Origin of the sequence: Stenotrophomonas sp. MH181796 (genome assembly GCF_009659995.1) — a bacterium.
In the GTDB taxonomy this organism is placed as follows: domain Bacteria; phylum Pseudomonadota; class Gammaproteobacteria; order Xanthomonadales; family Xanthomonadaceae; genus Stenotrophomonas; species Stenotrophomonas riyadhensis.
Genome location: NZ_RAHU01000004.1, coordinates 146,414 through 169,633, shown reverse-complemented (window position 1 = coordinate 169,633; position 23,220 = coordinate 146,414). Strand labels below are relative to the sequence as shown.

The 23,220-nt window shown below is 67.0% G+C and carries 21 protein-coding genes and 1 tRNA gene; 10 read left to right on the top strand and 12 right to left on the bottom strand.

The genetic code is table 11. The annotated features are described in order from the left end of the window. Positions 1-101 precede the first annotated feature (101 nt). Positions 102-4,184 carry an ATP-dependent RNA helicase HrpA gene (hrpA, locus tag D5301_RS11105; RefSeq protein ID WP_153855720.1) on the bottom strand — a complete coding sequence of 1,361 codons (4,083 nt, stop codon included), beginning with the start codon at positions 4,182-4,184 and terminating at the stop codon, positions 102-104. 86 nt (positions 4,185-4,270) lie between these two features. Here hrpA and D5301_RS11100 point away from each other — a divergent pair, with 86 nt between their 5' ends. The 6 genes from D5301_RS11100 (at position 4,271) to D5301_RS11075 (ending at position 11,256) form a co-directional block, all read left to right on the top strand. Continuing rightward, positions 4,271-4,819, top strand: coding sequence for a Dps family protein (locus D5301_RS11100; protein WP_005410730.1), 549 nt, complete (start codon positions 4,271-4,273; stop codon positions 4,817-4,819). A 551-nt stretch (positions 4,820-5,370) separates the two neighbouring features. Continuing rightward, positions 5,371-7,176: a DNA helicase RecQ gene (gene recQ / locus D5301_RS11095; protein ID WP_153855719.1), complete on the top strand. Its 1,806-nt coding sequence runs from the start codon at positions 5,371-5,373 to the stop codon at positions 7,174-7,176. A gap of 232 nt (positions 7,177-7,408) precedes the next feature. Beyond that, complete coding sequence (locus D5301_RS11090) at positions 7,409-7,792, top strand: CopL family metal-binding regulatory protein (RefSeq protein WP_153855718.1); 384 nt, start codon at positions 7,409-7,411, stop codon at positions 7,790-7,792. Positions 7,793-7,867: 75 nt separating this feature from the next. After that, positions 7,868-9,685, top strand: a complete 1,818-nt coding sequence (locus tag D5301_RS11085) for a copper resistance system multicopper oxidase (protein ID WP_153855717.1) — start codon at positions 7,868-7,870, stop codon at positions 9,683-9,685. After that, positions 9,682-10,662, top strand: coding sequence for a copper resistance protein B (locus tag D5301_RS11080; protein WP_153855716.1), 981 nt, complete (start codon positions 9,682-9,684; stop codon positions 10,660-10,662). The genes D5301_RS11085 and D5301_RS11080 overlap by 4 nt, the downstream gene beginning before the upstream one ends. An 81-nt stretch (positions 10,663-10,743) precedes the next feature. Next, the gene (locus D5301_RS11075) at positions 10,744-11,256 is read left to right on the top strand and encodes a GNAT family N-acetyltransferase (RefSeq protein WP_153855715.1); all 513 of its coding nucleotides are present in this window, start codon (positions 10,744-10,746) and stop codon (positions 11,254-11,256) included. An 89-nt stretch (positions 11,257-11,345) separates the two neighbouring features. On the opposite strand, the gene D5301_RS11070 is transcribed toward D5301_RS11075, so the two are convergent. Continuing rightward, positions 11,346-11,654, bottom strand: coding sequence for a zf-TFIIB domain-containing protein (locus tag D5301_RS11070; RefSeq protein WP_132810656.1), 309 nt, complete (start codon positions 11,652-11,654; stop codon positions 11,346-11,348). A gap of 149 nt (positions 11,655-11,803) precedes the next feature. On the opposite strand from D5301_RS11070, the gene D5301_RS11065 reads away from it, so the two are divergent. Together D5301_RS11065 and D5301_RS11060 are read left to right on the top strand one after the other, a co-directional pair. Beyond that, positions 11,804-12,571, top strand: coding sequence for a CPBP family glutamic-type intramembrane protease (locus D5301_RS11065; RefSeq protein WP_153855714.1), 768 nt, complete (start codon positions 11,804-11,806; stop codon positions 12,569-12,571). A 94-nt stretch (positions 12,572-12,665) separates the two neighbouring features. Further along, the gene (locus D5301_RS11060; RefSeq protein WP_049400506.1) at positions 12,666-13,091 is read left to right on the top strand and encodes a response regulator; all 426 of its coding nucleotides are present in this window, start codon (positions 12,666-12,668) and stop codon (positions 13,089-13,091) included. 37 nt (positions 13,092-13,128) lie between these two features. Here the strand turns inward: D5301_RS11060 and D5301_RS11055 are convergent, their stop codons facing one another. Together D5301_RS11055 and D5301_RS11050 are read right to left on the bottom strand one after the other, a co-directional pair. Continuing rightward, on the bottom strand, positions 13,129-14,067 hold the full coding sequence (locus D5301_RS11055; protein WP_153855713.1) for an alpha/beta hydrolase-fold protein: 939 nt from the start codon (positions 14,065-14,067) through the stop codon (positions 13,129-13,131). A gap of 82 nt (positions 14,068-14,149) precedes the next feature. Then, positions 14,150-14,992, bottom strand: a complete 843-nt coding sequence (locus D5301_RS11050) for an alpha/beta hydrolase-fold protein (RefSeq protein ID WP_153855712.1) — start codon at positions 14,990-14,992, stop codon at positions 14,150-14,152. 231 nt (positions 14,993-15,223) lie between these two features. Between D5301_RS11050 and D5301_RS11045 the strand changes: the two genes are divergently transcribed. After that, positions 15,224-15,562 (top strand): hypothetical protein, encoded by a 339-nt coding sequence (locus D5301_RS11045; protein ID WP_153855711.1) that lies wholly within the window; start codon positions 15,224-15,226, stop codon positions 15,560-15,562. A 76-nt stretch (positions 15,563-15,638) separates the two neighbouring features. Here D5301_RS11045 and D5301_RS11040 read toward each other — a convergent pair. Further along, positions 15,639-15,714, bottom strand: a tRNA-Lys gene (locus D5301_RS11040). 178 nt (positions 15,715-15,892) lie between these two features. Here D5301_RS11040 and D5301_RS11035 point away from each other — a divergent pair. Then, on the top strand, positions 15,893-16,849 hold the full coding sequence (locus D5301_RS11035) for a DUF2268 domain-containing putative Zn-dependent protease (protein ID WP_153855710.1): 957 nt from the start codon (positions 15,893-15,895) through the stop codon (positions 16,847-16,849). Positions 16,850-17,030: 181 nt separating this feature from the next. On the opposite strand, the gene queC is transcribed toward D5301_RS11035, so the two are convergent. From queC to tolR, 7 genes are all read right to left on the bottom strand, one after another. Further along, positions 17,031-17,696, bottom strand: a complete 666-nt coding sequence (queC, locus tag D5301_RS11030) for a 7-cyano-7-deazaguanine synthase QueC (RefSeq protein ID WP_014038216.1) — start codon at positions 17,694-17,696, stop codon at positions 17,031-17,033. A gap of 78 nt (positions 17,697-17,774) precedes the next feature. Continuing rightward, entirely contained in the window at positions 17,775-18,476 is a 702-nt protein-coding gene (gene queE, locus D5301_RS11025) for a 7-carboxy-7-deazaguanine synthase QueE (protein WP_153855709.1), read from the bottom strand. Positions 18,477-18,713: 237 nt separating this feature from the next. Next, positions 18,714-19,532 carry a tol-pal system protein YbgF gene (gene ybgF, locus D5301_RS11020; protein ID WP_054172360.1) on the bottom strand — a complete coding sequence of 273 codons (819 nt, stop codon included), beginning with the start codon at positions 19,530-19,532 and terminating at the stop codon, positions 18,714-18,716. Between the two features lie 3 nt (positions 19,533-19,535). Continuing rightward, the gene (gene pal / locus D5301_RS11015) at positions 19,536-20,054 is read right to left on the bottom strand and encodes a peptidoglycan-associated lipoprotein Pal (protein ID WP_153855708.1); all 519 of its coding nucleotides are present in this window, start codon (positions 20,052-20,054) and stop codon (positions 19,536-19,538) included. A 64-nt stretch (positions 20,055-20,118) separates the two neighbouring features. Continuing rightward, a complete protein-coding gene (tolB, locus tag D5301_RS11010) occupies positions 20,119-21,438 on the bottom strand; it encodes a Tol-Pal system beta propeller repeat protein TolB (RefSeq protein ID WP_110713294.1) in 1,320 nt (439 codons plus the stop codon). 284 nt (positions 21,439-21,722) lie between these two features. Beyond that, a complete protein-coding gene (tolA, locus tag D5301_RS11005; RefSeq protein ID WP_110713295.1) occupies positions 21,723-22,778 on the bottom strand; it encodes a cell envelope integrity protein TolA in 1,056 nt (351 codons plus the stop codon). Then, a complete protein-coding gene (gene tolR, locus D5301_RS11000) occupies positions 22,768-23,196 on the bottom strand; it encodes a protein TolR (RefSeq protein WP_088026880.1) in 429 nt (142 codons plus the stop codon). The genes tolA and tolR overlap by 11 nt, the downstream gene beginning before the upstream one ends. Between the last annotated feature and the right edge of the window lie 24 nt (positions 23,197-23,220).

Below are 23,220 nucleotides of genomic sequence, written 5' to 3'. Positions count from 1 at the left end.
TCCTGTGGAGCCTGGCGGATGCTCGGCTGCTTTCCGATGGAACGCGATCGTCCATCGCCAGCAGTCGAGCATCGGCTCGGCTCGGCGCTACAGGACAGGATTCACGCCTGGCGCAGTGCGGTCACCCGCTGCGCCAGCTTCTTCGCCGAGATGCCGGTGCGTGCACCCAGCTCCTGCGCGAACAGCGATACCCGCAGCTCTTCCAGGTCCCAGCGCAGGGCCTGCCACTGCGGGCGCTCGCGCAGTCCCTGCTGCTCCCCCGCTTCCAGCGCTTCCAGGAAGGGATGCAGTTCCAGCATGCGTGCCTGGTCACGTGGCGGATCACGCTTGGCGCGCTCGGTGCGCAGGATCATCGCCTTCAGATAGCGCGGGTACTGTGCCAGCGCGTCAGCCGGCGTATCGCGCAGGAAGCCGGGATGGATCAGGCCGACCAGCTGCGCTTCCATGTCGTCCAGATTGCCGCGCGCCCAGCCCATCAACGGTGCTTCCAGCATCGGCTTCAGTTCCGCCACCAGCGCCAGGATGGTCTCGGCCAGTTTCAGCCGCGACATGGCCTCGCCGAACAACGCCTTGGCCGCATGCTCACGTCGCTGTTCGAAGGCCGCCGCATCGCGGATGTCTTCCAGGCCCTCGGCCAGCACCGCGTTCATCGCCGCATCGACCAGGTCGCCACGCAGGCGCTCCTGCGACTCGATCGCCGCATACAACAGGCCGGTCTTGGCACCGACCGGCAGCTGCTTGCGCGCCTGCTTCACCTTCTCGGCCAGGGCAATCTCCAGCAGCCGGCGCACGCCCAGCGGATGGGCCTCCTGCGCCTGCTGGCGATCGGCGAAGATGCGCAGCGCCACGCTGTCGCCCTCGTCCAGCAGCGCCGGATAGGCCGGCACGCCCGCTTCACCGGGTACCTGCAGCGGAATCGGCGTGGCCGGGAACGTGCGCAGGCCATCGGCGGCCATCTCGCGCCCAGCGCGTGCAGCGAACGCATCGCCGGCACGACCACCGAATTTCGCGCGCAGTGCGTCCAGATCGCGCGAGGTCGCCAGCACCTTGCCCTGCTCGTCGCGCAGCCGCAGGTTCATGTGCAGGTGCGGTTCGATCGAACCAGGCTCGAAATCGAGCGCGGTCACCGTTGCGCCGGTCGCACGTGACAGGAAGCGCGCCAGTTCGCCGGTAATGGCATCGGCGCTGGGCTGCGGGAACGCCTCGTAGAACGCGCGGCCGAAGTCCGGTGCCGGCACGTAGTTGCGGCGCATCGCCTTGGGCAGGCTGCGGATCAGTGCCGAGGCCTTGTCGGCGACGAAACCCGGCGCCAGCCAGCCCAGTTGCACCGGGTCCAGTGCGTTGAGCAGGTGCAGCGGTACGTCCAGGGTCACGCCATCGTCGTCGGCACCCGGTTCGAAGCGGTAATGCAGCGGCAGGCGCGCCTGGCCCAGCGGCAGGTACTTCGGATAGCGCTCCTGTTCGCTGCCCTCACCCGGCAACAGATCGACCAGGGACCAGTGCAGGGTCTTGCGTTGTTCCGGCGCCAGCCCCTTCCACCAGGTGTCCAGCCCCGCCGCCGAATGGATCTGCGGCGGCACCCGGTCCAGGTACCAGCGCGCCTGCCAGTCCTCGTCGGCAACGATGCCAGCACGGCGCAGCTTGGCTTCTTCCTCGCGGGCGATCTCCAGCACTTTCTGGTTGTCGGCCACGAAGCTGGCGCGGGTGTTGATCTCACCGGTCACCAGTGCCTGGCGCACGAAGATGTCGTGCGCTTCGCCCGGCGCGATGCGGCCGTAGTGCACCGGCTTCTTCGGCGCCAGCACCAGGCCGAACAGGCTGATCTGCTCGGAGGCCAGCACCTGGCCCTGCGCGCGCGACCAGTGCGGATCGAAGTGCTTGCGCAGCAGCAGGTGCGGCAGTTCGGCGATCACCCAGTCCGGCTCGATCGCCGCCAGGGTCATGCCCCACACCTTCTGCGTATCCAGCAGGTTGGCCACCAGCAGCCACGGCGGCGGCCGCTTGGACAGCGCCGAACCCGGGAACGGCAGGAAGCGGCGCTGGCGTGGCGCCTGGAAATCGCCCTTCTCGGTGCGGTGGCCGATCTGCGTCGGCAGGCCCGCCACAAGCGCCCGATGCAGGGTCTGGTACGCAGCGGCACGCACGCGTTCGCTGAAACCGCCGCCAACCGGTGCCTGTTCCTTCTGCGCGCGCACGGGCACTGGCGCCGGGGCCGCCTCGGCCTTGCCTTCGCGGGCCAGGCGCGCGGCACGGTGCAGCTGGCCACGGGTGGCCTTCACTGCAGCGGCGTCATCGCGCGCCGGAGCCGGTGCACTGCTGCCAGCCAGCAACGGCGCCATCGAGGCCTCGTTGGCCTCTTCCTTCCAGCCCAGTTCTTCGCACAGCAGGCGCAGCTGTCGATGCAGCTCGCGCCATTCGCGCATGCGCAGGAAACCGAGGAAATGGCGACCGCACCAGTCGCGCAGCTTGGACTGGGTCAGGTCTTCGTGAGCCTGCCGATAGGCATCCCACAGGCGCAGCACGCCGACGAATTCGGACCGCCCATCGGCGAACTGCGCATGCGCGCTGTCGGCCGCGCCACGCGCTTCGGGCGGGCGCTCGCGCGGGTCCTGGATGCCCAGGAACGAGGCGATCACCAGCATCGGCCGCAGGCAGCCGGCGGCCTGCGCGGCGACCAGCATGCGCGCCAGCTTCACGTCCACCGGCAGGCGTGCCATCTGCTTGCCGATGGTGGTCATGCGCCGCTCGGCGTCGATCGCGCCCAGTTCGGTCAGCTGTTGCCAGCCATCGGCCACCGCGCGTTCGTCCGGCGCTTCCAGGAACGGGAACTCCTCGATGCGGCCCAGGCCCAGCTGCAGCATGCGCAGGATCACCCCGGCCAGGCTGGAGCGGCGGATTTCCGGATCGGTGAACTCCGGCCGCGCCTGGAAATCGGCCTCGGCATATAGGCGGTAGCAGATGCCCTCGGCGATACGGCCGCAGCGGCCCTTGCGCTGGTTGGCGCTGGCCTGCGAGATCGGCTCGATGTGCAGGCGGTCCAGCTTGTTGCGCGGGCTGTAGCGCTTGACGCGGGCAAAGCCCGGATCGACCACGTAGCGGATGCGCGGCACCGTCAGCGAGGTTTCCGCCACGTTGGTGGCCAGCACGATGCGCCGGTTCGGCCCGGGATTGAACACCCGGTCCTGGTCCTGGTTGGACAGGCGCGCGTACAGTGGCAGCACCTCGGTGTTGCGGTACTTGCGCCGTTCCAGCGACTGGTGCGCATCGCGGATCTCGCGCTCACCCGGCAGGAAGATCAGCACGTCGCCGCGCCCATCCAGGCGGGTGATCTCGTCGATGGCCGACACGATGGCGTCGTTGACGGTGCGCTCGCCCTGCTCTTCGCCCTCGCCTTCCAGCGCGCGGTAACGCACTTCCACCGGATAGGTGCGGCCTTCGACGCTGATCACCGGCGCATTGTCGAAATGCTGGGCGAAGCGTTCGGTGTCGATGGTGGCCGAAGTGACGATCAGCTTCAGGTCCGGGCGCTTGCGCAGCAGCTGCTTCAGGTAGCCCAGCAGGAAGTCGATGTTGAGGCTGCGTTCGTGCGCCTCGTCGACGATGATCGTGTCGTAGTTCGACAACCAGCGATCGCTGGCGATTTCCGCCAGCAGGATGCCGTCGGTCATGAACTTGATGCGGCTGTCTTCGCTGACCTTGTCGTTGAAGCGCACCTGGTAGCCGACCAGCTGGCCCAGTTCGCTCTGCAGTTCCTGCGCCACGCGGCTGGCCACCGCACGCGCGGCAATCCGTCGCGGCTGGGTGCAGCCGATCATGCCGGCCTGGCCACGGCCTGCGGCCAAGCACAGTTTCGGCAGCTGGGTGGTCTTGCCCGAGCCGGTTTCACCGGCGATCACCACGACCTGGTGGTCGCGGATCAACCCGATGATGGCGTCGGCTTCACGCGCAATCGGCAGCTGCGGGTCCAGAGTAATGGACGGCTGCTGCTGCGCCCGGACCTGCCGGCGCTGCACCGACGCCTGCAAGGCCTGCTCGAAGGTGGCGGCCAGCACCGCATCCTGTGGCTTGGCCTGGCAACGCGAGAGCATTCCCAGCAAACGGCCCCGGTCGCGGCTCATGGCGCCGTCGATGGCGGCACGCTGTTGGCGCAGGCGGGGCGGCGGATTTTTATCGATAGAGTTCATCAATCGGTTCGTTCAAAACTTTGAAAGCGACCAGTCATCACGACCGGTTTATTGTGAAGGCCAACGATTCCACAAGGAGGAACCCCATGGCGAAGACCAAGAGCACGACCAAGGCCAAGACCGGCAAGCAGAAGCTTGCAGCGGCGGCACCGTCGGCGCCGAACATCGATATCGGGATCACCCAGGGCGACCGCAAGAAGATCGCCGACGGTCTGTCGCGCTTCCAGGCCGATGCGTTCACGCTCTACCTGAAGACGCACAACTTCCACTGGAACGTGACCGGGTCGATGTTCAACTCGCTGCACACCATGTTCGAGACGCAGTACACCGAGCAGTGGGCGGCACTGGACGACGTGGCCGAGCGCATCCGCGCGCTGGGCTTCAATGCCCCGGGCTCCTACCGGGAATTCGCTGCGCTGACCTCGATCGCCGAGGAACCGGGCCTGACCGACAGTGCGGACTGGCGTGAAATGGTACGCCAGTTGGTGGTCGCCAACGAAGCGGTCTGCCGTACGGCACGTGAAGTGCTGGAGGTGGCGGCCAAGGGTGACGACGCGCCGACCGAGGATCTGATGACCCAGCGCCTGCAGACTCACGAGAAGTACGCCTGGATGCTGCGTTCCCTGCTGCAGTAAGGGTTGGGGGCGGCAGGGCTTGCAGCCCTGCACCCGCCGAAGCCTTCAAGCCAGAGCCAGAGCAAAAGCCAGTTTCCTGAAGGTTGGCGGGGTGGGTCCGGTTGAGGGGGACGCCGTAAATCCGTCCATGGGGGCTTGGTCGCGGCATCCATGCCGCTCACACCCCCTCAACCGGACCCACCCCGCCTTCGACAGATTTTCGCGATCTGCCAGGGCATTGCTTGGGGTCAGATCCGTTTTCCGCAGGAAAACGGATCTGACCCCATTTTGTTTGTCGATATCTGACAGATTTCATCCACGCATGGCGTGGATGGATCCACCGTCACCGGGAAACTGTCGGGGGTGGGGCGGTGTGGGCTTGCAGGACCGTTGGCGCCATGGATGGCGCCATCGAGCCCCCAAGGACGGGTTTACGGCGTGTCCTGCAAGCCCACACCGCCCCGCCCAGCCAGAAGACACCCCAGAGCCGGCTGTTGCCTTTGACGTTGCTCTGGCTTGTAGCAGGTGCAGGGCGCAGCCCTGCCGCCGCCTCCGGGAGGTAAACTAGCCGGATGCCTTCCCGTCCCGCGCACGACCTGCTCCAACGCGTCTTTGGTTACGACGATTTCCGTGGTCCGCAGCAGGACATCGTGGAGCATGTGGCTGCCGGTCATGATGCCCTGGTACTGATGCCCACCGGCGGTGGCAAGTCGCTGTGCTACCAGGTCCCGGCCCTGCTGCGTGACGGATGTGGCATCGTCATCTCGCCGCTGATCGCGCTCATGCAGGACCAGGTCGAGGCCCTGCGCCAGCTCGGCGTGCGTGCCGAGTACCTGAACTCGACCCTGGACGCCGAGACCGCTGGCCGCGTCGAGCGCGAACTGCTCGCGGGCGAGCTGGACATGCTCTATGTCGCCCCCGAGCGCCTGCTGACCGGCCGCTTCCTGTCGCTGCTGTCGCGCAGCCAGATCGCCCTGTTCGCCATCGATGAAGCACACTGCGTGTCGCAGTGGGGCCATGATTTCCGCCCCGAGTACCGCCAGCTGACCGTGCTGCACGAGCGTTGGCCACAGATCCCGCGGATCGCGCTGACCGCCACCGCCGATCCGCCGACCCAGCGCGAGATCGCCGAGCGCCTCGATCTGCAGGAAGCACGCCACTTCGTCAGCTCCTTCGACCGCCCCAACATCCGCTACACCGTGGTGCAGAAGGACAACGCCCGCAAGCAGCTGACCGATTTCCTGCGCGGCCACCGTGGCGAGGCCGGCATCGTCTACTGCATGTCGCGGCGCAAGGTCGAAGAGACCGCCGAATTCCTCTGCGGCCAGGGCTTCAACGCCCTGCCCTACCATGCCGGCCTGCCACCGGAAGTACGCGCCAGCAACCAGCGCCGCTTCCTGCGCGAGGACGGCATCGTGATGTGCGCCACCATCGCCTTCGGCATGGGCATCGACAAGCCGGACGTGCGCTTCGTCGCGCATACCGACCTGCCCAAGTCGATGGAAGGCTACTACCAGGAAACCGGTCGCGCCGGCCGCGATGGCGAGGCCGCCGAGGCCTGGCTGTGCTACGGCCTGGGCGACGTGGTGCTGCTCAAGCAGATGATCGAGCAGTCCGAAGCCGGCGAAGAGCGCAAGCAGCTGGAGCGGTCCAAGCTGGACCACCTGCTGGGCTACTGCGAGTCGATGCAGTGCCGTCGCCAGGTGCTGCTGGCCGGTTTCGGCGAGACCTATCCCCAGCCCTGCGGCAACTGCGACAACTGCCTGACGCCGCCGGCCTCGTGGGACGCGACCATTCCGGCGCAGAAGGCGCTGAGCTGCGTCTACCGCAGTGGCCAGCGTTTCGGCGTCGGCCACCTGATCGACGTCCTGCGCGGCAGCGAGAACGAGAAGGTCAAGCAGCAGGGCCACGACAAGCTCAGCACCTACGCGATCGGCCGCGACCTCGACGCGCGCACCTGGCGCAGCGTGTTCCGCCAGCTGGTTGCCGCCAGCCTGCTGGAAGTGGACAGCGAGGGCCACGGTGGCCTGCGCCTGACCGACGCCAGCCGCGACGTGCTGACCGGCCGCCGCCAGATCAGCATGCGCCGCGATCCGGCCAGCAGCACCAGCGGCCGCGAGCGCAGCGCGCAGCGCACCGGCCTGTCGGTGCTGCCGCAGGATCTGGCGCTGTTCAACGCGCTGCGCGGCCTGCGTGCCGAACTGGCCCGCGAACAGAACGTGCCGGCCTTCGTGATCTTCCACGACAGCACCCTGCGCAACATCGCCGAACAGCGCCCGACGAGCCTGGACGAACTGGCCCGGGTCGGCGGCATCGGCGGCACCAAGCTGAGCCGCTACGGCCCGCGCCTGGTCGAGATCGTGCGCGAAGAAGGGTAGCGGCGGGCCATGCCCGGCGGCCCGTGGATCGGCCGCGCTTCGCGCTCGCTTGGCATGACCCGGCGCTACTCCTACGCTGCTGCCCTTGTAGAGCCGAGCCCACGCTCGGCTGCTTCTGCGGGGACGACAGCCGAGCATGGGCTCGGCTCTACATACATTGGTGCTGCTCCAACCTTGAACCGGCCATTCAGCCGGAAGTGCATCCGCGCTCGCTTGCAGCTAGATTAGCGCCATGTCCCTGGCCTCGACTCTGCTCCGTGTCGTGCTCATGCTCAGCCTGTTGCTCAACGGGTTGAACGCGGCCATGGCCAGCGGTCACGAGGAAATGGGCCGGATGGCCCACGCCGCAGCCACTGCTGTTGATGGCGACACTGCCGACTGCCACCACCACGCGGGTATGCAGGCCGACGAGGCCCCGCAGGCCAAGGCGCCCGCCCACGACGCCCACTGCCAGATCAAGGACTGCGTGCGCAGTTGTGCCCAGCACCCGCTGCTGATGGTACTGCCGCTGCCGGTCATGGCCGGCCCGGCGCTGTCGCTGGCCCCGCAGCCGATGCCGGCCACTGGCCGTCCGGCGCCGCCGCTGCCGCCGATCTCGCGTCCTCCCATCGGCTGATTCCACACGCACCGTGCGCCCTGCGCACCGTAGCCGGCCGCCTGCCGGCGTCTTTACGTGTCTGGAGTCACCACCATGAATACCCGCATTCCCCCCGGTCCGGGCGCTGTGCCCATGCCGTCGCGCCGCCTGTTCGTGCAGGGCCTGGCCGCCGGCGGCGTGGTTGCCGGCATCGCCGCTGTCGGCGTTCCGCAGCGCGCGCTCGCCGCCGCCACGGCCGCCCCACGGCTGGCCGGCGCCCCCGCCGTGCTCAGCGACACCCGCATCGAACTGGCCATCGGCGAATCGCTGGCCAACTTCACCGGCCGCACCCGCCCGGCGATCACCGTCAACGGCTCGCTGCCGGCACCGATCCTGCGCTGGCGCGAAGGCCAGACTGTGGACCTGTTCGTGCGCAACACGCTGGAACGCCATCCGACCTCGATCCACTGGCACGGCATCCTGCTGCCAGCCAACATGGACGGCGTGCCCGGCCTGAGCTTCAACGGCATCGGCCCCGGTGAGACCTATCACTACCACTTCGAGCTGAAGCAGTCGGGCACCTACTGGTACCACAGCCACTCGATGTTCCAGGAGCAGGCCGGCCTGTACGGTGCACTGATCATCGACCCCGCCGAGCCGGCGCCGTACCGGCACGACCGCGAGCACGTGATCATGCTGTCCGACTGGACCGACATGGACCCGGGCGCGCTGTTCCGCCGCATGAAGAAGCTGGCGGCGTACGACAACTACTACATGCGCACGCTGCCGGATTTCCTGCGCGACGTGAAGCGCGACGGCTGGTCGGCGGCGCTGTCTGACCGCGGCATGTGGGGACGGATGCGGATGACGCCGACCGACCTGTCCGACGTCAACGCCAACACCTACACCTACCTGATGAACGGCACCGCCCCGGCGGGCAACTGGACCGGGCTGTTCCGCAGTGGCGAGAAGGTGCTGCTGCGCTTCATCAATGGCGGGTCGATGACCTACTTCGACGTGCGCATTCCTGGTTTGAAGATGACCGTGGTCGCCGCCGATGGCCAGTACATCCACCCGGTGAGCATCGATGAGTTCCGCATCGCCCCGGCCGAAACCTACGATGTGATCGTCGAACCGAGCGGCCAGGATGCCTACACGATCTTCTGCCAGGACATGGGCCGCACCGGCTACGCCGCCGGCACGCTGGCGGTTCGCCACGGCCTGCAGGCGCCGATTCCCGAGCGCGACCCACGCGTGCTGCTGACCATGGCCGACATGGGCCATGGCATGTCGGGCCATGACATGGGCGGTGGTGGCCACGACATGGCCGCGATGAAGGGCATGGAAGGCGGCTGCGGCGCCAGCATGGGCCACGGGGCACAGGCTGGCGCCGATACCGCCAGCAAGGCACCGAAGCACCCGGCCAGCGAGCGCAACAACCCGCTGGTGGACATGCAGAGTTCGGCTACCGAACCAAAGCTGGACGACCCCGGCATCGGCCTGCGCGACAACGGCCGCCAGGTGCTGACCTATGGCGCGATGCGCAGCCTGTTCGAAGACCCGGATGGCCGCGAGCCGAGCCGTGAGATCGAGCTGCACCTGACCGGCCACATGGAGAAATTCTCCTGGTCGTTCGATGGCATCCCGTTTGCCAGCGCCGAACCGCTGCGGCTGAACTACGGCGAGCGCATGCGCATCGTGCTGGTCAACGACACCATGATGCAGCACCCGATCCACCTGCACGGCGTGTGGAGCGATCTGGAAAACGCGCGGGGCGAGTTCCAGCTGCGCAAGCACACCATCGACATGCCGCCCGGCACCCGCCGCAGCTACCGCGTGCGCGCCGATGCGCTCGGCCGCTGGGCCTACCACTGCCATCTGCTGTACCACATGGAAGCGGGCATGATGCGCGAAGTGAGGATCGAAGAATGAGCCGCTCACTGCTTTCCCCCAGCCTGCTGGCCCTGGGCCTGGCCGCCGCATTGCCGGTGTTCGCGCAGTCGCACGCTGGTCATGACATGGCCGCGATGGATCCGCCGGCGAAGACCGTGAAGGCACCGGTCGAACCTGTCGATCATTCGAAGATGGATCATTCGAAGATGGGTTCGGGCGCGATGGACCACTCAGCCATGGATCACTCGAAGATGGACCATTCCAGGATGGATCATGCGGCGATGGGTCACGGCGCGCCCGCGCCCACCGAACCGCGCGAGCCGATCCCGGTCCCGACCGATGCTGACCGTGCCGCTGCCTTCCCGCCCATCGCCCACGGTGCGATGGAGCATGCGCCAGAGATCAACAGCCTGCTGCTGATCGACCGGCTTGAGCATTGGGACGGCAAGAGCAGCAACGGCCAGGCCTGGGAGGCCACTGGCTGGATCGGCGGCAACATCAACCGCCTGTGGCTGCGCACCGATGGCGAACGCAGTCGTGGCCGCACCGAATCGTCGTCACTGGAAGCGCTGTATGGCCGCAGCGTGTCGCCGTGGTGGGACGTGCTGGTCGGCGTGCGCCAGGACTTCCGCCCGGCCGACTCGCGCACCTGGGCAGCGGTCGGCATCCAGGGCCTGGCGCCGTACAAGTTCGAAAGCTCGGCCACGCTGTACATGGGCTCCGGCGGCCAGGTGCTGGCCAAGGCCGAGGTCGAGTACGACGTGCTGCTGACCAACCGCCTGATTCTGCAGCCGCTGCTGGAAGCCACCGTCGCGGCCAAGGATGAACCGGAGTACGGCATCGGTCGCGGACTGAACAAGGTGGAGGCCGGTCTGCGCCTGCGCTATGAGTTCAGCCGCCGCTTCGCGCCGTACATCGGCATCAGCCACGAACGCACGTTTGGCGACACCGCCGACTACGCCGGTGACCACGCGCGCGACACACGCTGGGTGGCCGGCGTGCGCATGTGGTTCTGAGCAGCGGTTCGTGAGCAATGGCCAGCCCCGGCAGTCGCCGGGGCCGGCTACACTGCGCCACGCTCCATTGCAGGCCCCGCCATGTCGTTGCAGATCCGCCGCGCCACCCTTGCCGATGTCGACGCCCTGTCGGCGATCGCCATCACCACCTACAACGAAACCTGGGGCGACTCGTATCCGCCGCAGGAGCTGCACGATTTCCTGCAGGACCACTACAGCAGCAAGCCGCAGCGCATCGAACTGTCCGATCCACGCAGTGCCATCTGGCTGTTGATGGACGGTGAGTCGGTGGTCGGCTATCTGGCCGCCGGTGCCAACACCCTGCCGCATGCCGAGTCACGCGAGGGCGACATCGAACTGAAGCGGTTCTACATCCTGGCCACACACCAGAACGGCGGCCACGGTGCACGCCTGATGGACGCGTTCATGGCGTGGCTGGACCAACCGCAGCGCCGCACCCTGTGGGTGGGCGTGTGGGAAGAAAATTTCGGCGCACAGCGCTTCTATGCGCGTTACGGCTGCAACAAGGTCGGCGAGTACGACTTCATCGTCGGCGACACCCACGACCGCGAGTTCATCCTGCGGCGGACGTGATCACGCGCCCCCTGTAGAGTCGAGCCATGCTCGACTATTGGCGGCAACAGCCAGTCGAGCATGGCTCGACTCCACAAAGCGCGAAGCGCCTAGAAGTCGAACAGCTCCGACAGGAAGCTGTCCTTCTTCTTTTTCTTGTATCCGTGGCCCCGATTGTCCTCGTAGCGCTGGCCCAAGTGGCGGGTATCACGGTGCATCACCGGCGGCGGAGAGGATGCCGGATGCTGCTGTACAGGCGCGGGCGGCGGCACGGCCGCACCGGCGCCGGCGCGCTCGATGATCTTGTCCAGTTCACCACGATCCAGCCACACGCCCCGACAGCCGGGGCAATAGTCGATCTCGATGCCATGGCGTTCGGCCATCTGCAGGGTCTGGGTCTTGCACACGGGGCACAGCATCGGCATTGCTCCTGTCGGTCCTGCATCGACTGTACCTGTGCGGTGATGACTGTGCGGCAACGCATGACCGATGGCACAGGGACTTCCGACGCACGCCGATGCGGCGGCAGTCGCACACACTGGGCCCCTGTTCCGCAGGGAGTGCGTACATGACCGCGTTGTCCCGCCTGCCCACCACCGCGCGCCTGCTGCTGGTCCTGCTGGGCGTTGGCCTGGGCCTGAACCTGCGCGATATCGCCGCGGCCGCAGGGACTCCGATTCCTGCCCTGCCCATGCCCTACGGCGGCAGCCTGCTGGACAATGCGCTGGCGGTGCTGGCGGCACTACTGTTGGCCGCGCTGCTGCGGCCCCGTGGCATGGGTCTGTCGGCCAGCCTCGGGCTGCGCGGAAATGGCTGGGGAGGCCCGATGTGGGTGCTGTTGGCCAGCCTGCCGTGCTGGCTGGGCCTGGCGCTGCTCGGTACCCCGAACACGGCGTTGACCACGCTGGATGCCACGATGCTGGGCGTGCTGTTCCCGCTGGCCGAGGAAGTGCTGTTCCGCGGCCTGGGCTTCGTGCTGCTGGTGAAGATCGTGCGTGGTCCGTGGCCGCTGCTCGCGCTGCCGCAGGCATTGCTGTTCGGCATGGTGCACTGGCTCGGCTTCGGCGGCTTCAACGGTGGCGGCATCGCGCTGTTCATTGGCGCGGTAATCGCCCTGGGCGGCTTCATCTTCGCCTGGCTGGACCATCTGGATGGCGACACCCTCTGGTGTGGCCTGGTCCTGCACGTGTCGATGAACCTGGCCTGGAATGTGTTCAGCCTTGATGACGCCGTCGCGCTCGGCTGGCAGGCCACCAGCCTGCGCATCGGCACGGCCCTGCTGGCGGTGCTGGTGCTGGCCTGGCACGTGCGCCGCCAGCGGCGCGGGCGGCTGTAACGCCCACTTAGCTTGCCGTGCACGCCGGGCTCACTACCGGCTTGCGCATACTTGCGCGCCTTTCGCTCCCCCTGTTGTCCGGAGTTGCCGCGTCATGTTGCTGTCCAAGCGCTTTGTGGAACCGCGCGTCCTGCTGATCGAGGACGCCGAGGAAACCCAGGAACTCAGTCGCCTCGCCCTGGAAAGCCAGGCCTGCCAGGTCACCGCTGTCAGCAGCGCCGAGGCCGCACTGGGCCTGCTCAACGCCGGCGAACCATTCGACCTGCTGTTCACCGACGTCTGCCTGGGCGGCATCAGCGGCATCGAAACCGCCAACCGCGTGCGCGAGCACCTGCCGCAGCTGCCGATCCTGGTCACCTCCGGCATGGACCAGCACCGCGTGCTGCCGCAGCTGCGCGCCGGCATCCACTTCCTGCCCAAGCCGTACAGCATGAGCGAACTGCTCGATGCCATCCGCCTGTGTTTCCGCCATGCAGCGGATGCCACGTTGATACCGCCGCCGCAGGCCAGCGCGGCCTGAGGCAATCATCCACGCCATGCGTGGATGCAACCGGTCGTCAACCGCTGCTGTACGGCCCGGTACCCGGGAACACCTTCAACAACGCGCGGGTGATCATGTCCGGGTAGACCGTGAAGTGGTCCTCGTCATCGATCACCATGTTCTCCACTTTCAACGAATGCCCGCTGGCGCGTAGCTGCTCGGCGAATTCGGCGTTGTGGCGCAGCATGTCGTTGCGGGTGAAGTAGCGCGGTTCGGGCTTGACCGTCTCGAAGCTGCCGACTGACAGCACCACCGTGGTCGGCTGCGCAGGCGCCTTGGCCTCGGCCTGCAGGCGCGGCACAAAGTGGTTGTCGAACCACAGCGACGGGCTGGACAGGATGTAGGTCCGGAACATGTCCGGACGCGTGGTCAGCACGTAGGCACCGAACAGGCCGCCATAGGAATGGCCGGCATAGGCGCGTCGCGCCGGATCGGTGCGGTAGCGCGCATCGATCATCGGCAACACGCGTTCGGCGAGGAAATCGCGGTAGTGTGCGGCGCCGCCATAGCTGACGTCATCGCTGTAGTCACGCGGATCGGTGCGCGCCGGATTGCTGGGGGTGTAATCACGCGAGCGGCTCTGCTTCGACGTCAGCCCCTCCTGCGGCGGCAAACCGACCAGGATGAAATCCTCGATGTTGACGCCCTTCTGCCCGACCATGTTGCGCACGCTGCGCACCAAGGGGAAGCTGTACAGCGCATCGGTCACGTACAGCACCGGATAGTGCTTTTCAGGGTGCGCGGCATAGTCGGCCGGCAGCGCCACCCAGATCGGATAGTCGCGGCCCATGGGGTCATGTATGCGCAACGCTTCCGTATCCGGCAGCACCACGCCTGGCGCAGCGGCTGCCGCGCTCTCCTTCGCTTCACTCTGCGCTGCCGGCGGCGCCACCGACATCGCACAGCCACTCACGGCCAGGCAGGCCGCCACACTCCATCCACGCACACGCTGCATCCACACGCTCCCGTTGCGGGCGGCGCACCGGATGGCACCGCTGCCGCATCCTTGCATGGCATGCGACACGGTGCCAGTGCGGTCAGGGCGAGGCCGGGGACGGCGCCGGGAAGAGCGTGCGCAGCGCCTGCAATGCGGCCGGATGATAGATCGTCGCGTGGGTTTCCTCCGGCAGTGGCAGGTACTTCACCAGCGGAGATGGCGATGACTGCTGCAGCAACTCGGCCAGTCGTGCAGTGGATGCGGCCAGCTCCGGCTGCCCACTGCTGGCCAGGAACACGCGCGGCTGCGCACGCGTCACCGCCGGCAGCTGCTTGGCCGCCCCGGCCAGCATTGCACCACGGTTCCACCACAGGCTGGGGTCCAGCGCGATGTAGCTGTTGAACAGTGTTGGCTCCTGCAGCAGCGTCTCGACCACGAACAGGCCGGCCAGCGATTCACCGATCAGCGCGCGCTCGTCGGTGGTCGGGTAGCGCTGGCGTACCTGTGGCATCAGTTCATCGCGCAGGAACGCGCGGTAGGCCGCCGATCCCCCAATGCGGGGCGCGATCTTCTGGTCCTGCGGGTCCTTGCTGGGGCCAGTCATGTCGCGGCGGCGTTCGGTGTTCTCGATGCCAACCAGCAGGAACGGACGCATGCTGCCGTTGCCGCTCAGCACCTGCACCAGCCCGGCCACATGCAGGAAGTCTTCACCGATGCCGCCGTCGGGCATGTACAACACCGGCAACGGCGCCTTCGGGTCCAGGCCCCATGGCTGCGGGCGATAGACATTGATGCGACGGGTTTCGCCAAGCACCTTCGACTCAATGGTGAAGGTCTCGCCGATCACCAGGGGTGTGGCGGCAGCGGGCGACGTGGTTTCGGCGGCCATCAGCGGTGCGGCGGAGACGACGGACAACAACAGCGACAGCACGATCAGACGCATGGGACGGCCCATCCTGGGAAAGTGCCGAGCATAGCGTCAGGGCCTCGAGCCGGGTGGGTCGCACTGCAATGCGATGGATTCACGCGAAGGCACATCCCTGCCGAACGCTCGATTCTGGTCCATGCGTGCTGGAACCATGATGCGCCCGCCGAGCGACGACGGGCCAGGATGGCGCTATGCTCGAAGCTGACAGCCCCAGCCGCCCTAGCCGACCACTACAAGGAGGTTTCGATGTTGAGTGCATTGATTGCTGTTGCCCTTGCCGCAGGCTCACCGCAACCCACAGGGAGCCAATCCACATCTGCGTCGTATGCGGACTGCCTGCTGGGTCATATCCAGCCGGGGTTGTCCGATCACGCGGTGCAGCTGGTGCAACAGGCCTGTGCCTCGAAGTATCCGGAGAGCTTCGTCGCATCGATGGAACTGGAGCGCAGGATGAGTGCACAGCGCCGGGCCGATTTCGAGGCGGAACGCGTCGCGATCGAGCGCTCTGCGAATGCCGCAGCAACGGCTGCACAGGAGGCTGCTGACGCAGCAGCCGCAACGGCAAAGGGAGCGCGGACGAAGTAGGAGCCCGGCACCGGGAGCAACAAAAAAGGCACCGCTTGGCGGTGCCTTTCTGAATGACCTGGGTCATTGGATGCAATGGTGGGCCGTGAAGGATTCGAACCTTCGACCAAAAGATTAAAAGTCTTCTGCTCTACCGACTGAGCTAACGGCCCATTGCACTGCCCCAGCCTTTCGGCGGGGTGGGCATTCTACCCTACTTTGGCGGGCAGCGCGAAGCCCGGGTGTGCCGAAGGTGCCGGCCAGCGGCCGGCACTACCCGATCTGGTGAGCCCGCTTAAACCTTCCGGGCCGCCGTCGCATCCCATCTGTGATCCTTCCCCGGAGCCATGGATGCGTCTGATCGTCAGCCTGATTGCTGCCTTGTTGCTGCCATGTTCGGTACTGGCCGCCCCTTCCCAGGTCGTCACCGATGATATCGGCCGCTTCTGGGCCACCTATGACGCGGTGCGCGCCGAGCCCGACGTCGAACGCCAGGTGGCACTCGTCCAGCAGCGCTACATCGATCCGGGCAGCCCTGGCCTGCGTGCACTGATGCAGGTGCGCCACTACACCGCCCGCGAGTACGCCGAGGCCATGCGTGCGTGGCCGCGCTTCTGGACGTCGGTACGCCCATTGACCGCCAACGCGCAGCAGGCCAGCGCCACCCTGGAACGGGACCTGGCCGCGTTCCGGGAGCTTTACCCGGCGCTGCGCCCGGCCACCATCACCTACGCGGTCGGTGTGCTGCGCACCGGCGGCACCACGCTGGGTGACAAGGTGCTGATCGGCGCGGAGATGGCGCTGGGCGATGAACGCGTGGACGTGAGCGAGCTGCCGGAGCCGATGCGCAGCCGCCTGCGGATCTTCTACGACAGCCGCCCGGGGGCGAACAACGCGCAGAACAACCTGCACGAGTACGTACATACCCAGCAGCGCGAGACCACCGGCAGCCTGGCCCAGTACGCGGTACGCGAGGGTGTTGCCGAGTATGTGGCCGAGCGACTGAGCGGGCGCCGGCCGGCATTGCCCTTCTACGACTACGGCGCAACACACGAGGCGGAAATCCGCACGCGCTTCATCGCTGAGATGGACGGCGATGACCTGGACAACTGGCTGTACAACAGCGCCCGCAATCCGTTCGGGGTGAGTGATGTGGGCTATTACGCCGGGTATCGCATCGCGCAGGAGTACATGCGACAGCAGGCTGATGAGAAGGCGGCGATCGCGCGGATGATCGAGCTGGACTATGCCGACCCGGGGGCGGTGCGGGCGTTTATTGACGCGTCGGGGTGGTTGCGGCAGAGATAACGCCGGGCCTTGCCTGGCAGACAGTGCCAACCAAGGTTGGCACCCACCATAGTCAGACCTGCCCGGCGGGTCAGGGAGTGCGAACCAAGGTTCGCACCCACCGAGGAGCAGTTCGCACCCACCATCTTGGAATTCACACCCATCAGGGAAGCCGGCCAGCGGCCGGCTCTACCAGACGCGGTCAGGCGTACAGCGTCGGGTCGGCGACGCCGGCTTCGGCAAAGCCTTGCGCGCGCAGGCGGCAGGCATCGCAGTGGCCACAGGCGGCGCCGTTGGCGTCGGCGTTGTAGCAGGACACGGTCAGGCCGAAGTCCACGCCCAGACGCACGCCTTCGCTGACGATCTGGCCCTTGCTGAGGAACTGCAGCGGCGCGTGCACCTTGATGCCTGCGCCTTCCACGCCCGACTTGGTAGCCAGGTTGGCCAGTGCCTGGAACGCGGCCACGAACTCTGGGCGGCAGTCCGGGTAGCCGGAGTAGTCCACGGCGTTGACGCCGCAGAAGATGTCGTTGGCGCCAAGCACTTCGGCCCAGCCCAGCGCCAGCGACAACATGATGGTGTTGCGCGCCGGTACGTAGGTGACCGGGATGCCGGCACCGCCGGCCTCGGGCACGTCGATATCGTCGGTCAGCGCCGAGCCACCAATGCTGCGCAGGTCCACGTCCACGGTCTTGTGCGCGACCACGCCCTGGGCCTTGGCCACGCGGGCGGCGGCATCCAGTTCGGAGGTATGGCGCTGGCCGTAGCGCACGCTCAGGGCATGCACGGCGAAGCCCTGTTCCTGGGCCATGGCGATGACGGCGGCTGAATCCATGCCGCCGGAGAGAAGCACGACTGCCTTCTTCATGGGTAAAACATCCGGTTGGGAGGGGAAAGCCAGCACGCTGTCCCGCGCCGGAGCTACATCAGGGAACGCTGCGCCGGCTCATCGGCCCGGCTCGTCGTTCCACAGGATTTTATGCAACTGCATCTGGAAGCGCACCGGCAGCCGGTCTTCGACGATCCAGTCGGCCAGCTGGCGCGCGGTGATCTCACCCTTGCTCGGCGAGAAGAACACGGTGCAACGCTTCACCAGATCGTGCTCGGCCACCATCGCCTTGGCCCAGTCGTAATCCTCGCGGTTGCAGATGACGAACTTGATCTGGTCGCGCGCGGTCAGCAGCGGCAGGTTTTCCAGGCGGTTGCGCGCCACTTCGGCCGAACCCGGGGTCTTGATGTCGACCACGCGCGATACCCGGGGGTCCACGGCGCTGACGTCCAGCGCGCCGGAGGTTTCCAGCGAGACGTCCATGCCGGCGTCGCACAGCTTCTGCAGCAGTACCAGGCAGCGCTTCTGTGCCAGCGGCTCGCCACCGGTCACGCAGACGTGGCGCACGCCCTGGGCCAGCACCTCCGTCACGATGTCGTCGATGTCCCACCAGGTGCCGCCGTGGAAGGCATAGGCGGTGTCGCAGTACTGGCAACGCAGCGGGCAGCCGGTCAGGCGCACGAACACGGTCGGCCAGCCGGCGGTATCGGCTTCGCCCTGCAGCGAGGTGAAGATCTCGGTGATCTTCAGGCGTGGCAGCGGCGACTGCACGATCTCGCTGGGCGTGGCGGCGGCGCTGGACGGGGTAACGGCGATCATGGCGGGGACTTCTTGGTGGGACACGTGGCGGGTGGGCTACCGTGGCCGGTAACGAAAGCAGCCGAGCATGGCCCGGCTCTACAACAGCGGCCGGTCGGGTGTGGCCCAGCCGGTAATGCGAGCCGCCGGGCATGGCCCGGCGCTGCCGGATCCGGGCAGGTTTGCCGAACCGGAAACGAAAGCAGCCGAGCGTGGGCTCGGCTCTACAGGACACATATTGTACGCCCGGTCAGCGGATCAGCGGATCTGCTTGCCGAGACGGATCGACTGCAGGCGGTCCTGCGCGGTACGCGCGGCGTCCGAGCCGGGGTACTGTGCCACGACGGTCTCCAGCGTCTGCTGGGCCTGGTCGACCTTGCCCTCGCCGTACTGCGAGAGGCCGACCTTGAGCAGGCCGCCAGCGGCCTTGTCGTGGGTCGGATAGCGCGAGAGCAGTTCACGGAACTGGGTCTCGGCCATCGGGAAATTGCGGGTGGCGTAGTAGCTCTCGCCCAGCCAGTACAGCGCGTTCGGCGCATAGACGCCGTTCGGGTACAGCTGCAGGAAGCTCAGGAACAGCTGCGCCGAATCATCGTACTTGCCGGCCTTCAGCGAATCGAAGGCGACGTTGTAGGAAGTGCGCTCGTCGCCGGTGGCGGCAAGGCTGCCGGCATCCCCATGGACGGAAGGCGGCCGCTCGGAAGTGGCCGCCGCTGCGGGTTTTGCCGGGGCCGGGGCGGCCTTCGGCGCGCTCGCCGGAACGGGCGGCAGGGCCGGGGCGGCATTGCCCCCTTCCAACCGGTTCAGGCGGCTGTCCAGATCCAGGTACTGGTCCTGGGCGGACTGCTTGAGCTGGGCGTTGTCGTGCTGCAACTGCTCGATCGAGGCCTGCAGGCTGGTGACCTGCTGCCGCAGCTGATTGATCTGGTTCAACAGGTCCTGGTTGGCACTGTTGTTGTACATCTGCTGCTCGAGCGCGCCGACGCGGTCAGCCAGGCTCTGTCGCTGTGCATGCGCCGGTGCGGCAGCCACGAGGGCTGCCGCAACGACCAGCATCAGTTTGATGCCAATGCGCATGGATTACTGCGCGGTGTAGACGATTTCGACGCGACGGTTCTGCGACCAGCAGGACTCGTTCGACTCGGTGCAGACCGGACGCTCTTCACCGTAGGACACGACGGTCAGCTGCGAAGCCGAGCCACCGTTGGCCTGCAGGGCCGAGTTGACGCCGTTGCCACGACGCTCGCCCAGGGCCTGGTTGTACGCGCGCGAACCGCGCTCGTCGGTGTGGCCCTGCAGGGTGATGCGCGAGGACGGACGGTCACGCAGGTACTTGGCGTGGCACGCCATGATGGCCTGGAATTCCGGCTTCACGTCTTCCTTGTCCAGGTCGAAGTAGACAACGCGCTGGCGCAGGCAAGCGTCGGTGTCCAGGTCGCCCGGGCCGTACAGGCCGGAGGTCGACGGAGCGGTCGGGGTGGTGGTCGAGGTGCCGGTGCCGACCGGGGCTGCCGGCTCTTCCTTCACCTTCTTCGAGCAACCGGCCAGGACGGCCACAGACAGCAGGGAAACAAGCAGAACGCGGGTGGACTTGTTCATGGCGATACCTTTGTGGCTCCTAGGCCGATGAGGGGTTCAAGACAGCGAAAATATTAACACTCTTTTAGCGCTGGGTACGGTATGGGGACCATGCCGGTTCGCGCACATCTCCGTCAGCCAGAACCAACCGCTGGCGCACGCGCGCATCGGCAGAAACGGCGTACAGGACACCACGGCCACCCTCGCGGGCGGCGTACAACACCATGCTTGCGTTGGGCGCAAAGCTCGGAGATTCATCCAGCGAACCCGGGGACAGCGTGCTCCAGCGAGGCGACCCCAGCGAGCTGTCCATCATCGCGATCTTGTAGCTGTTGCCCGAGCCCTGGGCGACGGCGATCTTCTTGCCATCGTAGGACACCGAGGGCTTGGCGTTGTAGTTGCCCTGGAAGGTCACGCGTTCGGCACTGCCGCCGCCCGCACCGACCTTGTAGACCTGCGGACGGCCGCCGCGGTCGGAGGTGAAGTACACCGCGCTGCCGTCCGGCGCCCAGGTCGGCTCGGTATCGATGGCGAAGTGGTTGGTCAGCTGGGTCAGCTGCTTGCTGCCCAGGTCCATCACGTAGATTTCCGGGTTGCCCGAACGCGACAGGGTCAGGGCCAGCTTGCGGCCGTCCGGCGAGAACGCCGGGGCGCTGTTGATGCCACGGAAGCTGGTGACCAGTTCACGCGCGCCGGTGCCGATGTTCTGGATGTAGATCGCCGAGTTGCCACGCTCGAAGCTGACATAGGCCAGCTTGCTGCCATCCGGGCTCCACGACGGCGACAGCAGCGGCTCGGCCGAGCGCACGATGGTCTGCGGATTGAAGCCGTCGGAGTCGGCCACCATCAGCGCGTAGCGCATGGCGTCGCCCTTGCCGCTGGCGGTCACGTAGGCGATGCGGGTCCAGAAGGCGCCACGGATGCCGGTGATCTTCTCGTAGATGGCGTCGGCCATCTGGTGGGCGACGTCACGCATGGCGTTGCCACGGGCGGTCATCGCCAGGCCCAGCAGGCGCTCACCCTTGGGCACGTCGAACAGTTCGTACTCGACGCGGTAGGCACCGGCACCGGCGTCGAGCACGCGGCCGACCACGATGTAGTTCTGCTTCAGCGCGCGCCAGGTGGCGAACTGGATGTCGCCGCCACGGACCGGCTTTTCGACGATCTGTGCTTCCGGCAGCGTGCGGAACTGCCCCGAACGCTCGAGGTCGGCGCGGACCACGCCAGCGACGTCGGTCTGCGGTGCGGCGGCCGAACCCTGGTAGGGCATCGGCACGATGGTGATCGGCAACGCGGAGGCATTGCCACCGATGATGTCGATATCCAGTCCCCTCTGCTGCGCAACGGCAGCGAAGGGCAGCAACAGGGCCGCAAACACGGCAAGCCAGCGAGGCATCTTTTTCATGGAGCGCTCAATAGGGGGAAACCGGAACGAGGGATAGCAAAGCGGGAGTGAACCGCTTCGCAATCATGAACCAAGGGTACGTGAATTCCGGGTCAGTTCCAGCCCGTCCTCTCACGCACCGTTAACGTCGTGGCTAACATCGCACCCGCCTGCCCCGATCACGCCACCCGGCCGGGCAGCGTTCGACAGCAGGCTCAGCCTGCCCGGTCGAAACCGGGCCTGCCAGAGGCAAGCGCGACATCCATGGGCGCGGGTGGCTCCCTGGCCACCCTGCCCTGCCCGCCTCAGCGATCCTGGGCGGTAAAGGTGAAGTTGAGCGTGCGCGCGAACACCGACTCGAACCCGCGGTACGGCAGCGGCTGCGCATTGAGCACGGCGGCCTCGATCGAACGCCTGCCGGCCTCGTCGTACGGGCAGTTCGGGCTGACCTTGGCCTGCATCACCGTGCCCCCCGGAATCTGGGTGATGGTGATGGTGCAGCGCTGGCCCAGCGGCACCGTATCCGGGCGTACCCACTGCGACAGCACCTTGGCCTGGATCGCGGCCGCGTACTTGGCCGAAAGATCATCGCTGTTGCCACCGCCACCCGCAGCCGGCTGGGACGCACCGCTGGCACCGGCGGCCGCACTACCGGCGGCATTGCGCGCGGCGGCGACCTGGCGCAGCTTCTGCTCGGCCAGCTTGGCTTCCTTCTCGGCCTGCTCGCGGCGGGCGCGGATCTCGGCGATCTTCTTCTGCTTCTCGGCCTCGGCCTTGTCAGCCGCCACGCGCTCCTGCTCGGCCTGCTTCTTCTTTTCGTCCGCTTCCTGCTGCTTGGCCAGGCGCAGCTTCTGCTCCGCTTCTTCCTGGCGCTTGCGTTCGGTCAGGTCGATCTGCTCCTGGCGGCGCTTGGCTTCCTGTTCCTGCTTGGCCTTCTCCTGCGAGATGGCCAGCGCGCTCACCGCTTCCTGGTCCTTGGTGTCCGGCTGTGCGACACGCTCCTGCGCCTGTTGCTGCTGCGGCGTGGGGGCGTCCTGCGGGCGCGGCTCGGGAATCGGCTGCGGTGGCGGGATGGTGTCTTCGGGCACCGGAATCGGCTCGGCGACCGGTGGCGGCAGGTCTTCCAGCTTTTCCGACTGGCGCAGGGCCTGACGCGCGGCGGACGCCTCGGACGCGGACAGCGCAAGGCTGGCCTCGACCGACGGGTCGCCGGCAGCGGCATCGGTGTTGCGCTCGGGCGACCAGAACCAGGCCACGATGAAGACCAGCGCGACCAGCAGGTGCACCAGCAACGCCAGCGCCAAGGGCAGGCCCCAGCCGGGTTCGCGCTGATGCGAAGGTGGCAGGGCGTCAGCGTGCATCGGTGGCCAGGCCTACCTTGTCTACCTTGGCGCGCTTGATCACATCCATCGCGGCGATGACCTTTTCATAGGCCACGGCGCGGTCGGCGGCAACGATCACGCGCACGCCCTTGTCCTGGGCGGCAATGCCGGCCAGGCGGCCTTCCAGTTCCTCAGCCGACACGGCGGTCGGTTCCTTGGCGTCAGCCAGCTTCAGGCTGAGCTGGCCGTCCTGGCGCACCGAGACGATCACCGGGTCCTGCTTGCTCTCCAGCGCCTTGGCGTTGGACTGCGGCAGGTCGACGTCGAAGCTCAGGGTGAGCAGCGGCGCGGTGACCATGAAGATGATCAGCAGCACCAGCATGACGTCGATGTAGGGAACGACGTTGATTTCCGATTTCAGCTTGCGGCGCTTGCGGCGACCGATGGCAGCGGACATGGCTTGGACTCCCGGGTCAGGCGC

Excerpts from the sequence above, each read along its gene's own strand:
- hrpA (WP_153855720.1), bottom strand. The coding sequence starts at position 4,184 with ATGAACTCTATCGATAAAAATCCGCCGCCCCGCCTGCGCCAACAGCGT.
- D5301_RS11100 (WP_005410730.1), top strand. The coding sequence starts at position 4,271 with ATGGCGAAGACCAAGAGCACGACCAAGGCCAAGACCGGCAAGCAGAAG.
- recQ (WP_153855719.1), top strand. The coding sequence starts at position 5,371 with ATGCCTTCCCGTCCCGCGCACGACCTGCTCCAACGCGTCTTTGGTTAC.
- D5301_RS11090 (WP_153855718.1), top strand. The coding sequence starts at position 7,409 with ATGTCCCTGGCCTCGACTCTGCTCCGTGTCGTGCTCATGCTCAGCCTG.
- D5301_RS11085 (WP_153855717.1), top strand. The coding sequence starts at position 7,868 with ATGAATACCCGCATTCCCCCCGGTCCGGGCGCTGTGCCCATGCCGTCG.
- D5301_RS11080 (WP_153855716.1), top strand. The coding sequence starts at position 9,682 with ATGAGCCGCTCACTGCTTTCCCCCAGCCTGCTGGCCCTGGGCCTGGCC.
- D5301_RS11075 (WP_153855715.1), top strand. The coding sequence starts at position 10,744 with ATGTCGTTGCAGATCCGCCGCGCCACCCTTGCCGATGTCGACGCCCTG.
- D5301_RS11070 (WP_132810656.1), bottom strand. The coding sequence starts at position 11,654 with ATGCTGTGCCCCGTGTGCAAGACCCAGACCCTGCAGATGGCCGAACGC.
- D5301_RS11065 (WP_153855714.1), top strand. The coding sequence starts at position 11,804 with ATGACCGCGTTGTCCCGCCTGCCCACCACCGCGCGCCTGCTGCTGGTC.
- D5301_RS11060 (WP_049400506.1), top strand. The coding sequence starts at position 12,666 with ATGTTGCTGTCCAAGCGCTTTGTGGAACCGCGCGTCCTGCTGATCGAG.
- D5301_RS11055 (WP_153855713.1), bottom strand. The coding sequence starts at position 14,067 with ATGCAGCGTGTGCGTGGATGGAGTGTGGCGGCCTGCCTGGCCGTGAGT.
- D5301_RS11050 (WP_153855712.1), bottom strand. The coding sequence starts at position 14,992 with ATGCGTCTGATCGTGCTGTCGCTGTTGTTGTCCGTCGTCTCCGCCGCA.
- D5301_RS11045 (WP_153855711.1), top strand. The coding sequence starts at position 15,224 with ATGTTGAGTGCATTGATTGCTGTTGCCCTTGCCGCAGGCTCACCGCAA.
- D5301_RS11035 (WP_153855710.1), top strand. The coding sequence starts at position 15,893 with ATGCGTCTGATCGTCAGCCTGATTGCTGCCTTGTTGCTGCCATGTTCG.
- queC (WP_014038216.1), bottom strand. The coding sequence starts at position 17,696 with ATGAAGAAGGCAGTCGTGCTTCTCTCCGGCGGCATGGATTCAGCCGCC.
- queE (WP_153855709.1), bottom strand. The coding sequence starts at position 18,476 with ATGATCGCCGTTACCCCGTCCAGCGCCGCCGCCACGCCCAGCGAGATC.
- ybgF (WP_054172360.1), bottom strand. The coding sequence starts at position 19,532 with ATGCGCATTGGCATCAAACTGATGCTGGTCGTTGCGGCAGCCCTCGTG.
- pal (WP_153855708.1), bottom strand. The coding sequence starts at position 20,054 with ATGAACAAGTCCACCCGCGTTCTGCTTGTTTCCCTGCTGTCTGTGGCC.
- tolB (WP_110713294.1), bottom strand. The coding sequence starts at position 21,438 with ATGAAAAAGATGCCTCGCTGGCTTGCCGTGTTTGCGGCCCTGTTGCTG.
- tolA (WP_110713295.1), bottom strand. The coding sequence starts at position 22,778 with ATGCACGCTGACGCCCTGCCACCTTCGCATCAGCGCGAACCCGGCTGG.
- tolR (WP_088026880.1), bottom strand. The coding sequence starts at position 23,196 with ATGTCCGCTGCCATCGGTCGCCGCAAGCGCCGCAAGCTGAAATCGGAA.